Origin of the sequence: Phyllobacterium sp. SB3 (assembly GCF_040009165.1) — a bacterium.
Classification (GTDB): Bacteria; Pseudomonadota; Alphaproteobacteria; order Rhizobiales; family Rhizobiaceae; genus Phyllobacterium.
The window spans coordinates 324,570-338,911 of the sequence record NZ_JBDYKI010000003.1 but is presented as its reverse complement, the minus strand read 5'-3'; the positions used below and the strand labels follow the sequence as shown (position 1 = coordinate 338,911).

The 14,342-nt window shown below is 52.2% G+C and carries 13 protein-coding genes; 9 read left to right on the top strand and 4 right to left on the bottom strand.

Features of this window, described 5'->3' with window-relative positions; genetic code table 11:
• The first annotated feature begins 33 nt into the window (after positions 1–33).
• Entirely contained in the window at positions 34–972 is a 939-nt protein-coding gene (locus ABKW30_RS12830; RefSeq protein WP_348599321.1) for an extensin family protein, read from the top strand.
• Between the two features lie 255 nt (positions 973–1,227).
• Here the strand turns inward: ABKW30_RS12830 and ABKW30_RS12825 are convergent, their stop codons facing one another.
• On the bottom strand, positions 1,228–2,412 hold the full coding sequence (locus ABKW30_RS12825; protein WP_348599320.1) for a low temperature requirement protein A: 1,185 nt from the start codon (positions 2,410–2,412) through the stop codon (positions 1,228–1,230).
• Positions 2,413–2,689: 277 nt separating this feature from the next.
• Here ABKW30_RS12825 and ABKW30_RS12820 point away from each other — a divergent pair, with 277 nt between their 5' ends.
• Positions 2,690–3,112 (top strand): VOC family protein, encoded by a 423-nt coding sequence (locus ABKW30_RS12820; RefSeq protein WP_348599319.1) that lies wholly within the window; start codon positions 2,690–2,692, stop codon positions 3,110–3,112.
• Positions 3,113–3,134: 22 nt separating this feature from the next.
• Here ABKW30_RS12820 and ABKW30_RS12815 read toward each other — a convergent pair whose 3' ends face one another.
• Positions 3,135–3,521: an acyl-CoA thioesterase gene (locus ABKW30_RS12815; RefSeq protein WP_348599318.1), complete on the bottom strand. Its 387-nt coding sequence runs from the start codon at positions 3,519–3,521 to the stop codon at positions 3,135–3,137.
• A gap of 148 nt (positions 3,522–3,669) precedes the next feature.
• Here ABKW30_RS12815 and ABKW30_RS12810 point away from each other — a divergent pair, with 148 nt between their 5' ends.
• The 5 genes from ABKW30_RS12810 to uvrB all read left to right on the top strand — a co-directional run bounded on the left by ABKW30_RS12810 (position 3,670) and on the right by uvrB (position 10,512).
• Positions 3,670–4,866, top strand: a complete 1,197-nt coding sequence (locus ABKW30_RS12810; protein WP_348599317.1) for a mandelate racemase/muconate lactonizing enzyme family protein — start codon at positions 3,670–3,672, stop codon at positions 4,864–4,866.
• Positions 4,867–5,008: 142 nt separating this feature from the next.
• Complete coding sequence (locus tag ABKW30_RS12805; protein WP_348599316.1) at positions 5,009–6,178, top strand: alpha/beta fold hydrolase; 1,170 nt, start codon at positions 5,009–5,011, stop codon at positions 6,176–6,178.
• 109 nt (positions 6,179–6,287) lie between these two features.
• Complete coding sequence (locus ABKW30_RS12800) at positions 6,288–6,545, top strand: SemiSWEET transporter (RefSeq protein ID WP_348599315.1); 258 nt, start codon at positions 6,288–6,290, stop codon at positions 6,543–6,545.
• 118 nt (positions 6,546–6,663) lie between these two features.
• A complete protein-coding gene (locus tag ABKW30_RS12795) occupies positions 6,664–7,569 on the top strand; it encodes an HNH endonuclease (RefSeq protein WP_348599314.1) in 906 nt (301 codons plus the stop codon).
• Positions 7,570–7,695: 126 nt separating this feature from the next.
• A complete protein-coding gene (gene uvrB / locus ABKW30_RS12790; RefSeq protein WP_348599313.1) occupies positions 7,696–10,512 on the top strand; it encodes an excinuclease ABC subunit UvrB in 2,817 nt (938 codons plus the stop codon).
• Between the two features lie 7 nt (positions 10,513–10,519).
• Here the strand turns inward: uvrB and ABKW30_RS12785 are convergent, their stop codons facing one another.
• Positions 10,520–11,104 carry a TetR/AcrR family transcriptional regulator gene (locus ABKW30_RS12785; protein WP_348599312.1) on the bottom strand — a complete coding sequence of 195 codons (585 nt, stop codon included), beginning with the start codon at positions 11,102–11,104 and terminating at the stop codon, positions 10,520–10,522.
• A 120-nt stretch (positions 11,105–11,224) separates the two neighbouring features.
• On the opposite strand from ABKW30_RS12785, the gene ABKW30_RS12780 reads away from it, so the two are divergent.
• Complete coding sequence (locus ABKW30_RS12780) at positions 11,225–12,529, top strand: MFS transporter (protein WP_348599311.1); 1,305 nt, start codon at positions 11,225–11,227, stop codon at positions 12,527–12,529.
• 9 nt (positions 12,530–12,538) lie between these two features.
• Here the strand turns inward: ABKW30_RS12780 and ABKW30_RS12775 are convergent, their stop codons facing one another.
• Entirely contained in the window at positions 12,539–13,123 is a 585-nt protein-coding gene (locus ABKW30_RS12775; protein ID WP_348599310.1) for a TetR/AcrR family transcriptional regulator, read from the bottom strand.
• A gap of 155 nt (positions 13,124–13,278) precedes the next feature.
• Here ABKW30_RS12775 and ABKW30_RS12770 point away from each other — a divergent pair, with 155 nt between their 5' ends.
• The gene (locus ABKW30_RS12770; protein WP_348599309.1) at positions 13,279–14,307 is read left to right on the top strand and encodes an NAD(P)-dependent oxidoreductase; all 1,029 of its coding nucleotides are present in this window, start codon (positions 13,279–13,281) and stop codon (positions 14,305–14,307) included.
• The last annotated feature ends 35 nt before the right edge of the window (positions 14,308–14,342 follow it).

Sequence of the window (14,342 nt, the reverse complement as noted above, 5' to 3'; positions counted from 1 at the left end):
TTGACCCGATTTCGGGCAAAAGGATGTGGTGACATGAGTTTTGCGTTGTCGTCCCGAAAGCGCCTCCGGCGCATTGTACCCATTGCTGTTTTGACGCTGTCGGCTTCATTGAGCGCGTGCGGAATGGGCGACGTCAGGCGGCCATCCGCTGATGTCGGCAATTCTCAAGACACAATAGCTGTACAACCACAACAGGATTTGGAACCGCAGGCGGAAGAGAACTACGAGCAGGTTGTGACTGTCGCCCCTGCTCCGACTGCACCAGACAACTATGAGCAGCCATCCGAGAATATCCAGCCGCTTTCCCGGGCCGAAGAACTGCCGGTTGAAAATAATGAAAGCAGTTCCGAGGACACCTACGGCTATCCCGGCGGCATTAGCGATCCGATCTCACGCGGCGAAAGCGCTTTTGCAATGTCTGGCAGCGAGGTATCCTGTCGCACACAATTAAAGCGGCTTGGCGTAGTGTTTCAGGAACGCCAGCCAATCAATGATGGTGGAGTTTGCCGGATTGACCACCCATTAAAAGTCAGCGGCTTTGCCAGCGGGCGTATCAAACTGAAACCTGCCGCAACTCTGAACTGCCAGATGACACTCGCTTTCGCTAAATGGGTCAAGGGCGATCTGGTACCTTCTTCCCGACTGCGCTACCTTTCCGGCGTTAACACAATCCATCAGGCATCAAGCTATTCCTGTCGGACAATGAGCAATCAGCGTGGACGAGCCATGTCAGAGCATTCCAAGGGCAATGCTCTCGATATCGCCAAGGTCACGCTTAACAACGGCAAAGATATCAAGGTGCAGAAGCCCGGCTTGTTCTCCTTCCGCCAGCGCGGCATGCTCAACAGTGTCCGTTCAGATGCCTGCAGCTACTTCACTACGGTCCTTGGGCCGGGCTATGACATATTCCATCGCGATCATTTCCATTTTGATCTTATGGAAAGGCGTAGCGGCAAGCGTTCCTGCCGTTAGGGTCAGAACCCATTAATATGATCGAAATGGCGTCTGAAACGGCAAGAAGATGCGAGGAGAAGCGCGGGGCCTTTCCATCGGCCGAGCGGTTTGACACTGCAGCTTGCAGCCGTTTCGGCGTCCAAGGGATATGGTCTTTTCGTCCGGCTAGTTTGTCGCAAACTCTCTACAATGAACCACATTGCCTTCGCCTTTGCTCCACCTGGCAAAACGAAAAGCCTCATACCATTGCGACCAGATTAATGGGTCCTGACCCTAGGCATGATGCTGATCTTTGCGCCTTCCTTTGAGTTCCCAGACAGTGACAATGATCAAAATGAAACTGGTAAGGGCACCCAGTACAAGCGGCGACACATGACTGGCAAAGAAGGCCAAGGCGCCGCACAAAGCCAAGCCGACAACGTGTGAGAATGGCGGACGCCCTGCCACATAGAACTTGAACAGAAGATTGGCGATCAAGTAGAGGGCGGTTCCGCCGATGGACGTCCATATCGCTGTCAATTCCGTATGGCCTGAAGGATGCGCAAGAATCAACTCATCCGAAACAGCAACAACGATGATGCCTGCCACCAGAAGCACGTGGATATAGGTATATGCGATGCGTGCGATGCGCCCCGGATCATCAGTAGCCGCAATCTTGTGATGGGCTGCGGACTGACCGACATTGAAATAGATCAACCACATGGCAACAGATGCTACGAAGGTCGTCAGGAAAGCTGAGAAAGAAATCAAATTCCACTGCTGTTCGGCAAATGTTGCTCCGGAAACCAGAATGGATTCTCCAAGGGCAATGATAATGAACAATGCTGCCCGTTCGGCCATGTGATCGCCATTGATATCCCAGTCTGCCGTTGTGGATGACCCCAGCCCCGGTGTCCGGAAGCCGAATGCCGGTCCGCCAAGCTCGATTGCCAAAGCTACTGCCCAGAAGAAAATACGATTCTCCGGATCGGCCAGACCGCCAGAAATCCAGAAGATAGCCGATACGCCAAGCCAGATCGTAATACGCAGGAAATTGCGGAAATTACTTTGATTGTGCTGGCGAACCGCCCAAAGCATAAACAGTGAGCGCCCAAGCTGCATGAGGACGAATGCAACTGCGAAAACCAGACCACGCTCGCCAAATGCTGTTGGTATGGATGTCGAAAGCACAAGTCCGGCAAGCATCAACACAAACAGCATTGCTCGGACAGGTGGCTTCGCCGGGTCCATCCAGTTGGTTACCCAAGTGGTATAGACCCAGACCCACCAAACAGCGGCAAGGAGCAACGCGCTTTCAATCAGTCCCTTCAAGGTCAGATCATGCAGCAGGAGGTGCGATATCTGGGTAATGGCAAAGACAAAAACCAGGTCGAAGAACAGCTCTACAAAATCAACTTTTGCGCTATCCTGCGCATTCTTCTTGCGTGAGTAGTCACGAATTGCCCCTAAAAAAGCCACGCTTTCACCTCAATTTTTTAGACATTTTTACCCAGAAAGCAGGCATTCCTGCTCCATTTTTGCAACTTATGATGGTATTCTCGCCCGGAGTTTCTGGTTTTGTTATCGCAGACGGTGCTGCGCCTGTCATTAGTCAGGTTTCGTTGCACCCGTAACGCTTTACAATAAGTTCTCAGCTGAGAACTTATTCCTATTTCATACTCCTGCCAAACTGGGCTTGCCTTGGGTTTCAAGCATCCTGTTAAATGATGTTCTAATCTTAATCGTGGAGGAATTAATGAGTTTTACAGATCGCTATCCCATTATCATAACCGCTCGAAAAGAAGCGTGCCGGGATTTCTGGATCAAGCATCTGGGCTTCGTCAGCGGCTTCGACAGCACTTGGTTTTCCTGGCTTTCTGCTGAGGACGGTTCAGCCTCAATAGCCTTCATGACGCCGGATCATCCCTCATCACCACCCGGCTCAGAGAGCTTCAGCGGTACAGGCATGTGCTTTGAGCTGCAGGTCGATGACGCAAAAGCTGCCTTTGAAAAGATCAGCGAAACCGGCCTGAAAATCGAATATCCGCTTACCGATGAGCCATTCGGTCAACGGCGCTTCGGGTTCCATGACCCGTCAGGTCTTTGGATCGACGTAGTTGAGCAGATTGAAGCAGAGGCCGGTTTCTGGGATAAGTATATGATCGGCAGCCAAGGCTAGAGCAAGTTTTGCCAATATGGAGTCATTCTGCCGGAACAGGTGTGGGGTGCCCTTCCTTATCAAGCGCAACCATGACGAAATCGGCATAGGTCACCCTCTCCATCAAGTCTGAAAGATAGCGTTGTGCCCAGGCTTCGACTTTGAGCGTGATGGATGTTCGCCCGACATTGGCGATATGCGTATAGATGCAAAGCGTATCGCCAATCTTGACCGGTTTGGCGAACGCCATTTCTTTAACCGCAGCAGTAACAACACGTCCCCGTGCCCGTTCAGCCGCACGGATACCGCACGATAAATCCATCTGCGCCATGACCCAGCCGCCAAAAATATCACCTGCGGCATTGGCATCCGCCGGCATCGCTAAAGTACGAAGCGTCAGTTCGCCAATAGGTTTCGTAAGTTCGGTCATTTGCGGCCTCCATGGCGATTTCGTTGTTCTGCGTTGCAAGATTTCCGGTTGAAAACTGTCGGAAACCTTACATCCCGGGTCGTTACGCGGTTTCTGCATTGCGTCAAGCCTCGCATAGTCTCTTGTAAGGCAAATGTCTGGAGAAGCCATGAAAATCACCGATGTCAAAACCTTCGTTGTAGGCAATCCACCACCTTCATTCGGAGGCACGTGGTTTCTCTTCGTCAAACTGACTACCGATTCGGGAGTTGTAGGCTATGGCGAGGCTTATAACTCGACCATCAGCCCGCAGATCATGCGTAGGGTCGTTGAAGATATCGCTGAACGCTGGCTCATCGGCAACGATCCGCATCACATCGAAAAATTCTTCCGACGCGCTTATTCGGGTGGGTTTACACAGCGTCCGGATGTGACAGTCATGGGCGCGGTATCAGCGCTCGAAATGGCCTGTTGGGATATTATCGGCAAGGAAGCTGACAAGCCTGTTTATCAACTGCTCGGCGGTCGAGTCCACGAGAAATTGCGCAGCTATACCTACATTTACCCAAAGCCCGAACTTGGCGAGACCTCCGATATATACTGGAATGCCGAGGCTTCAGCAGAGCGTGCCGCTGAGTATGTCGCCGAGGGTTACACGGCAGTAAAGTTCGATCCGGTTGCGCCCTATACCTCGTTCGATCCCCGCCAGCTATCGTTGGAGCAGTTGGAGCTCGGCGAGAAATTTGTGCGTCTTGTGCGCGAAGCAGTTGGTTCAAAAGCCGATCTTCTTTTCGGCACCCATGGCCAAATGACACCAACCAGCGCGGTGCGTCTCGCAAAACGCTTGGAGCCCTATGATCCCCTGTGGCTTGAAGAGCCTGTACCACCCGATATGCCGGAAAATATGGGATACGTTCAGCAGCACACATCTATCCCGATTGCCTCCGGCGAACGTCTGACGACAAAGTATGAATTCCAGCGCCTGCTTGTAAATCGTGCAGCCAATATACTTCAGATGAACCTTGGACGTGTCGGCGGTTTGCTCGAAGCCAAAAAGATAGCCGGAATGGCCGAGACCTTTCATGCGCAAATCGCCCCACATCTCTATTGCGGACCAATTGTCGGTGCGGCCAACATCCAACTGGCAACCTGTAGCCCAAACTTTTTGATTCTCGAATGTATTCAGGCTTTTGGCGGCTTTCATGCGGACATATTGAAAAAACCGATCCAGTGGGAAAATGGCTATGTAATCCCCTCATCCGAGCCGGGCCTTGGTGTAGAGCTAAACGAAGAGGTAGCCGAAAAACATGCTTATGAAGGGCACGAACTTCATCTCAATATGGGCAGGAATCCCTTGACGGTCTGATCCACTGTCAGCATTCAAATGTTGAAATTTTGTCACGCCTCGCCCCAATAACCTGCACATTGTACCAAGCATTGTGGGATTTAGGTTGCGTGAAGCGACGATTGCTGTTTGAAGCTCAGGGATGGTAGTCCGGAGTTCAGCCATGACACTTTCGCGCTTGTCAGCATTATTGCTTCTCATGCTTGCTTTGGCTGGCTGCGGTGGACGTGCAGTGCTGGGCCTTGATGCAAGCGGCGTGGTCAAGGCCAACGCCGCCATTCCTGCCCCGGTTCTCAATGACAAGACTGGGCCGAAAGCGGTTGTACCGGTGTTCGTCGCGACGAGCCGTGAGCGCTCCGATAATCTTTCTCTGCCCTATTCGGCCAAGCGGTCACCAAAATTGAACTTCTCCCGCATTGATATTGGTATTCCGCCTACACACAAAAATGGTGAGGTAGAAAAGTCGACGACCAAACCCAATCCGGCACGTAATTTTGCAGCCACAACGTTCCAGCCCTACGATAGCGGGCAGATATTCGTTGAGAAGATCAATGCCGAACTGGCAAAACGTCCTGCAAATCAGCGTGAACTTTTTATCTTCGTGCATGGTTATAATAACAACTTCGCGGACAGCGTTTTCCGCGCCGCTCAGATGAGCTATGACTTTGGCATTCCTGCCGTCACACTTCATTATTCCTGGCCCTCCGCCGGTTCGCTCGGGCTTTACGTCTATGACCGTGACAGCGCCACTTTCGGACGCGACGGGTTGGCAGAAACGTTACGGCTGGCGGCGAAAACCAAAGCCAGCAAGATTCTGTTGGTCGGCCATTCCATGGGATCATTCGTGGTCATGGAAGCCTTGAAAGACCTTGCCGAAAATGGTCACAGCGACGTTTTCCGTCGCATGTCCGGCGTCATGCTCGCTGCTCCTGATATTGATATCGATGTGTTCCAGGCTCAGGTTGCTGACATCGGACAATTGCCGCGTCCCTTTACAGTGCTGGTTTCCCGCGCCGATCGGGCATTGAATGTATCCGGACGAATTGTCGGCGGGCACCCGCGTGTCGGCGATGGCTCCAGTATCCCTGTTCTGCAGAAATTGGGAATTGTTGTCCTCGATGCGTCTGATCTTGATGGCGGTGCACATGGTGTTTTCGCCAGCTCGCCTACGCTAATGAATATGGCGCGCAGCGGGCAGCTTTCGGAACGGGTTTTGGCGGGTGATGAGCGATCCGCTGGGCAAGCCGTACTGGCTGACGGCACGTCTGTAATCACCGGCGCAGCGTCACTGGTGATATACCTGCCGGGCCGACTTTTAGGCGTTGTTCAGTAACACTAGAAAATATTATCGCGTTCTCTCGAAACGCCACGATTCCGCTATATTTTCAGCGTGAATCCTCTCATATATCAATTGCAGTAAATTCTTTTGAAAGTAACGCGCCGTGCCGCTTCACATTGAACTCATTGGCAGCCTTGCTGCCGTTATCACCACCATGGGATGGATTCCCCAGATCATAAAAATTGTAAAGTATAGAGACACGGCCAGCATTTCTCTCGTAACAAACATAAGCTTGGCGCTCGGCGTATTTCTATGGCTGTGCTATGGCATCATGATTGCTTCTTGGCCCGTCATGGCAGCAAACGGGATGACACTGCTACTGATCCTGACCATTCTCGGCTTGAAGATCCGCTACGGCTGATGATTTAGACCACCCCAGATTGTAAATGCACAAAGTGCAATTTTGGATATCTTTCGCTTCAAGCCCGAGATGGTCATCTTGAAATAAATCAACGTTTCAAGATGTGAATTCACGACGCATGCCCGCAGTGTTCCAGATTAAATCAAGTGACGAAAATATAAATTCAATTCATGATACTTTCTACTTTGAAAACAAATATTTAACTCTCGTCAACAGTGTGTTGAATGATTGGATTGTTTATTACCGACCCGCTAAGCGTGCAGGCGAACCCGGAGGTAAAGCCGCAGGATATTTCGCGACTGCCCGCGTCATCTCAATTCACCCAACCGAGGGCAGACCTGGCTACACCACCGCCAGATTGGCCGAGTTTTTTGAATTTCCAAGCGTACCCTTCAGTGTCACCGCTCCTTTGGCAATCAGCAAGTTTTACTATGAACGAAACATGCAGGAATCGGATGGCAGTCTGAATAAACATGCCAATCAACAACGGGTTCGGGTTCTTTCTCTTGAAGAGTACAACGCAATTCTGGAAGCGGCTTTCGACCAGCATCAGACAGAAACACCGCCCGAAGTCCACGTGCTTCCATATGCCGGCTTTCAGGAAGACCAGCCTGAACCATTCTTGAGAAGTCGTTTCGTAACATCCCGTGCGCTCCGCGACCGCACATTCAGCAAAGCCGTGGGTGAGGCATATGGATGGAAATGCACCATGAGCGGGATTCGTTTGTGCGCACTGGACGGCAGCTATGAGATCGAATGTGCTCATATCAAGCCGGTCAAGGACTCGGGACCAGACTCTGTGCAAAACGGAATAACATTGGTGCGAACTTTGCACTGGCTTTTTGACAAGGGCCTTATTTCAATTGGTTTTGACTATCGAATTATCAGATCATCCTTATACCAAGATCCAAAAATCGATGGGTTGATAAACGCAACAGGCAAAATACAACTACCCAAGAATGAAATAGACTATCCACACCCTGATTTCCTTCGCTACCATCGCAAGCACATTTTCGTGCCGTGAGGAGGACTAAGTCGCTATTCATCCTGACGCGGCTACTGACAGCCTTGTGTCAGTAGCCGATCAAGCGATGGCACTTTTGAGACCAAGCCTCTTCCCATTTGTTCAGACTCTCACCATATTGGACCTATGGCAAAATCACCTGACAAATATACCGTCGACGGTTTCGGCGAAGCGCCCCAACCTGAACTGGAAGGCACACCGCTGACTGGCTCTATCGGTGACTGGGCTGCGCAGATCACCCAAGAAACCCAAAAGCCACACCCGAAAATTGCCAAGGCTAAAAAGACGTCAGCTGACAAATCAAACGCATCGAGAACGTCACGCGGCACGTCGATTGGCGGCTCGTCGGACCCCAAAACTCGTGCTGCGGCGGGCCTTAATCCGGTTGCAGGACTTGATATTAATCTTGAAGACGCATCAAGCATTGCTCCGGGAGGTGCAACTGCAACGGTTGCTGCGCTTTCGGCGCTGATCGAGAGCGGTAATCCATTATTCAAGAACGGTGCAGCCTGGCAGCCACATAGGCCAACACGCCCGGATAAATCCGAAGGTGGCATCGCCATTCAGATGGAAACCGAGTTTGTCCCATCGGGTGACCAGCCAACAGCCATCCGTGATCTTGTATCTGGCGTGAGTGACCACGATAAAACGCAAGTGCTTTTAGGTGTAACGGGCTCTGGCAAGACCTTCACCATGGCGAAGGTCATTGAGGAAACTCAGCGCCCTGCCCTTATTCTGGCACCGAACAAGACACTGGCAGCACAGCTTTACGGCGAGTTCAAATCCTTCTTCCCGAACAATGCCGTCGAATATTTCGTTTCCTATTACGATTACTATCAGCCCGAAGCCTATGTGCCGCGCTCAGACACGTATATCGAAAAAGAATCCTCGATCAACGAACAGATTGATCGTATGCGCCACTCGGCAACCCGGTCGCTGCTTGAGCGTGATGATGTCATAATCGTCGCCTCTGTATCCTGTATTTACGGTATTGGTTCGGTGGAAACCTATACCGCCATGACCTTCGAAATGAAGATCGGTGACCGTTTGGACCAACGCGCCTTGTTGGCCGATCTCGTTGCGCAACAGTACAAACGCCGCGACATGGATTTTACACGTGGCTCGTTCCGAGTACGCGGTGACACGATTGAACTTTTCCCCGCTCACTTGGAAGATCGCGCCTGGCGCATTTCGATGTTCGGAGATGAAATCGAAACGATCACGGAATTTGACCCTCTGACCGGCCAGAAAACCGGCGATTTGCGTTCGGTCAAGATTTACGCGAATTCGCACTATGTAACGCCACGTCCAACACTCAATCAGGCGATCAAGTCGATCAAGGAAGAGTTGAAACACCGCCTTGTGGAATTGAATGCTGCCGGACGCTTGCTCGAAGCGCAACGGTTGGAGCAACGCTGCACTTTCGATATTGAAATGCTTGAAGCAACAGGATCATGTGCTGGCATCGAAAACTATTCTCGATACCTCACGGGTCGTCAACCGGGCGAGCCGCCGCCCACGCTGTTTGAATATATTCCTGATAATGCGCTTGTCTTCATTGATGAGAGCCACGTTACTGTTCCGCAGATCGGCGCGATGTACAAAGGCGACTTCCGCCGCAAGGCCACTTTGGCCGAATATGGCTTCCGACTGCCCTCCTGCATGGATAATCGTCCTTTGCGGTTTGAGGAATGGGATGCAATGCGCCCGCTGACCGTTGCGGTATCCGCCACCCCCAGCAAATGGGAGATGGAAGAATCTGGAGGCGTGTTCGCCGAACAGGTCATTCGCCCGACCGGTCTCATTGATCCGCCCGTGGAAGTTCGCCCGGCAAAATCGCAGGTGGATGACGTACTTGGCGAAATCCGCGAGACGTCCGCCAAGGGCTACCGCACGCTCGTGACAGTTCTGACAAAGCGCATGGCGGAGGATTTGACCGAATACCTGCACGAACAGGGCATTCGCGTAAGGTACATGCACTCCGACATTGATACGCTGGAGCGCATCGAAATCTTGCGCGACTTGCGCCTCGGAGCATTCGACGTGCTGGTAGGTATCAATCTGCTGCGCGAGGGGCTCGATATTCCTGAATGCGGGTTCGTCGCCATTCTCGACGCGGACAAGGAAGGGTTTCTGCGTTCGGAGACTTCACTGATCCAGACGATTGGACGTGCAGCGCGTAACGTAGACGGCAAAGTCGTGCTTTATGCTGACCACGTTACAGGCTCGATGGAGCGGGCGATGGCGGAAACCAATCGCCGCCGCGAAAAACAGGAAGCTTATAACACCGAGCATGGCATAACCCCTGCCAGCATCAAGAAGAACATCGGCGATATTCTCAACAGCGTTTATGAACGCGACCATGTTCGTGCGGACATCTCCGGCTTTGCCGAAGAAGGTGCGATGATGGGCAATAATCTCAAAGCCCACCTTGAGCATCTGATGAAAAAGATGCGTGATGCAGCCGACGATCTCGATTTCGAAGTGGCCGCCCGCTTACGCGACGAGATCAAGCGTTTGCGCGAAATGGAACTCGCTGTTTCAGACGATCCCATGGCTCGCGAAGTCGAAATGGAAAGCCCTGTTACTGGGCGCACCAAGGGCAGGCACAATGCAGGACGAGCCGTTCATCGGGTTGTAACCGATGAGAACGATGCCAACTCAGCGCTATTCCGTAAACCGCATCTGGACGAGATGGGTGGCGACACAACCCGCCCGCTTGGGCCTGGGGTTTTCCGCAAGAATTCACTGGATGAAATGACGGTTGGTCGCACCGAAAAGCCGGTCATTGGCAATGTTCCTGAAAAGCCAGCGTTTACCGGTACGAATCGCAACGATCAGACGATCATTCGCCGCGAACGTACAGGAGCGGGTTCCTACGAGGATGCCAGCGATGCCCGCAAGAAGCGACGCCCGGGTAAAACCGGACGACCGGGACGATAGTCAAGGATCACTGATCGCTGCCTTCCTCAGGCCCGAAAAGTTTACGACCTGCGCTTAATATTTCATCGGCAAAGGCGGGGTCGTCGACAGCGCGGGAAAGGACCACCGCACCGACCAGTCCCGCCATTGTCGCGATGGCCTTTTCGCGCTTGTCCGCATCTGTATAACCCGAAGTCACACTTGCAAGAATCTCGAGTAGCTTCTTTGTGCCATCGGTAAAATTCGTCTGAACTTCGCCGCCGTGCCGGGCAATGTCAGGTGCCAGCATCGCCATGGTGCAGCTATTGGCCAATCCGCCGGAATGGCTCTTGGCAAGATAAGACGATACAATCGCGGTAAGCGCTTCTTCCGGGCCCTGTTCAGCCAGCTCCGACCATTTTTCGGCAGAGCGTTTCATTGCCTCATCGCATGAAACTGCAATCAGATCGTCCTTGGATGCGAAATGCCCATAAAACCCGCCATGAGTCAGTCCGGCGTTCTTCATTAAATCCGCAACACCAATCCCGTCAAAACCCTTCTGCCGGAACTGCTGACTTGCTACTTCTATGATGCGGGCGCGGTTTTCCGCTGCCTGATCTTTGCTGACACGCATTGTGCGGTCCCCTTCAAAACAACTATTGACAAAATATATGACGATCGTCATGAATAGTCAAACATGATGACCATCATTTAAATTTCATGGCTGTTAGCGGCCGTTATTGAAAGACCCGATATGATTTCCAATCCGCTCGCAGCTGCTTTGGCAAAGCGCAACTTTCATTACGGCTGGGTAGTCGTTGCCGTCACATTCCTCACCATGCTTGTAACCGCCGCTGCCGTGGGCGCTCCGGGCGTATTGATCGTCCCGCTCGAAAAAGAGTTCGGCTGGGAGACCAAAGAGATTGCGATGGCATTCTCCATTCGCCTCTTGCTCTTCGGTTTGATGGGACCATTTGCGGCCGCTTTCATGAACTATTTCGGTGTCAGGAAAGTTGTCTGCGTTGCTCTCGTGCTTATCACTGGCGGCCTCTTTGCATCGCTGGCGATGACAGAAATCTGGCAGCTCATCCTTCTATGGGGCGTAGTTGTTGGCTTCGGAACAGGTCTTACAGCAATGGTTCTGGGTGCGACTGTTGCGGCCCGCTGGTTCACCGAGCGCCGCGGTCTCGCCTTGGGTATGCTGACTGCCAGTTCTGCCACAGGCCAGCTTGCGTTCATGCCGCTTATGGCATCGCTTAGCGAGAATTACGGTTGGCGCACAGCGATCATGCTGATCTGCGCGTTGCTGATCATCGCAGTGATTGCCGTATTCTTTCTGATGCGCGACCGACCTGCCGATGTCGGCTTGCCAGCTTACGGAGATAAAGAAGTCGTCACCACACCTCCGGTTACAGGCGGACTGATTACCCTTATCACCATGCCTTTGATTGCTCTAAAAGACGCATCAAAAAGCAGTACATTCTGGGTGCTGTTTGCCACTTTCTTTGTATGCGGAGCCAGCACCAACGGCCTTGTGGGAACTCACTTTGTTGCAATGTGCGGTGATTTCGGCATGGTTCCCGTTATGGCAGCCAGCGTCCTAGCAATGATGGGCTTTTTTGATTTCTTTGGAACAATAGGCTCGGGCTGGCTCTCTGATCGTGTAGATAATCGCTGGCTGCTTTTCTGGTATTATGGCCTGCGCGGCCTCTCACTCCTGTACCTGCCCTACTCCAATTTTTCCTTCTATGGCCTGTCTCTTTTTGCCATGTTCTACGGTCTTGACTGGATCGCCACTGTGCCCCCAACCGTAAAATTGGCAACAGATCGCTTTGGCCGCGAAAGAGCTGGATTGATCTTCGGGTGGGTCTTTGCAGGTCATCAACTGGGCGCAGCTTCGGCAGCCTATGGCGGCGGGTTCGTACGTACCGAATACGAAACTTATATGCCGGCATTCTTCGTGGCGGGCATCCTGTGTCTGATTGCAGCTCTACTGGTGCTGACGTTAAGCAAGCATGGCAAACCGAACCCGGTGCTGGAAACGGTCCCGGTTAACTAACGGCCGGGTCTATTTGGACAGCCATGTGACGATGAGCGACTGCAGCACCGCTGCAGCCGCTTTTTCTTCAAGCTTATCGCGTATCATCTCGCGTGAAATTGCCTCCGCCGCGCCAATAATTCCGATGCAGCGCGAACGAAGCTCATCCGCGGCAATTTCTGTATATGGCGCAAGAATGGAACAATAGAGATCAACATAGCTGTCGATAAGGCTGCATTGGATTTCGTCCATAACCTCGTCGCCCCTGAGAGCCGCAGAAATGGCCGACCATTCTGCCCCGATAGTTTGATAGCAAGCCATGTAAGCCTTGCTGACCACACGAGCGACATCGTCCAGCCGCTTGGGCGCTTCTGCAATCGCAGCGGTAAGCTCATCGATCTGCTGCTGGTCAAGTTGCTCGAATAGAGCAATAAGCAACCCGCTACGTGTCCCGAAGTGCTCATAGGCAATCGGCTTACTCACACCCGCCTTTTCAGCGACGTAGCCGAGGGTCAACGCATCTGTGCCTTCGTTTCGAACGATATCGAGAGCGATCGATAACAACTGCTCTCGGCGTTGCACTTTTGGCATCTTTTTAGCAGCAGCTAGTCCCATTCGCATTCAATCCTAATTCGACAAGCAGCAATAAATAATGTCCGGCATCTTGCAATGTTACTATAAGTAACTTACTAATAGTAACATGAATTATCGGGAAACGAAATCCCAGTCAGCGTTTCACCATTGTCCAGTTTAAAGCAGGAGTCGAGGCCATGTCACTATCCAACACCGATCCAGTACTGATCCTTGGTGGATCAGGAATCGTAGGTGCAAAAGCAGCACAAATACTGCGCAGACTATATCCAGATCTGCCGATAGCAATCGGCGGCCGCGACTTTGCCAAGGCGCAAAGCGTCGCCGATGAGGTTGGTCATGCACAAGCCGTCAAAATTGACTTGGAACGCGATGATCTGGGACAAAGTGCCAATACCAACTACAGCGCAATTGTTGTCTTTGTAAAAGACGCGACCCTTAACAGTATGAAATATGCACAGACACACGGCCTGCCCTACCTCAGCGTGTCGAGTGGCGTTTTCGAAGTGGGGCCAGAAATGGCATTGGCCATCAGCAAGCCTAATGCAGCGCCAATATTGATGGCGAGTAATTGGCTTGCGGGCGCTGCAACATTTCCGGCTCTGCAAGCCGCACGCAAGTTTAAAACCATTGATGACATCTCAATCACAGTCGTGCTTGACGAAGAAGATATGGGCGGACCAGCGGCTCTTGCAGACTACGAGCGGCTTACAGAGTCGGCACCCAACCCACTGCTCCTCGTGGATGGACGCTGGCAATGGGTAAAGGGTGATGATGCCAAGCGGGCATTTGTCGACATTGACGGAACGACAGTAGAATCCACGCCCTATTCGCCACTAGATGTTCTCGGCCTATCGACTGCCACAAATGCCAAGTCCATCCGCGTTGGCCTTGTGTATGGCACATCGGCCAGCCGCAGACGCGGAGACCATTTTTCAACCGAGATCGCCATTGAGATAAATGGTGAATTGACCACCGGAGAGCATGTCGCAACGCGGATCGACATTGTGCATCCGAAGGGACAGGCTCCTCTCACAGCCCTGCATGTAGCACTCGGCGTTGAACGTCTTCTCGGGCTGCATGGCGGCGAGCCTGTAAAGGCCGGACTTTACTTGCCGGATTCCCTGATGAATGCTGATTATATCGTTGATCGGATGAAAGAATTCGGCGCAGTTTTTCAGGAAAACGTCAAACCAGCTGTGGGTTAGTTCCGGAAAATATCAGAAGACTCAAGCATCTGGCC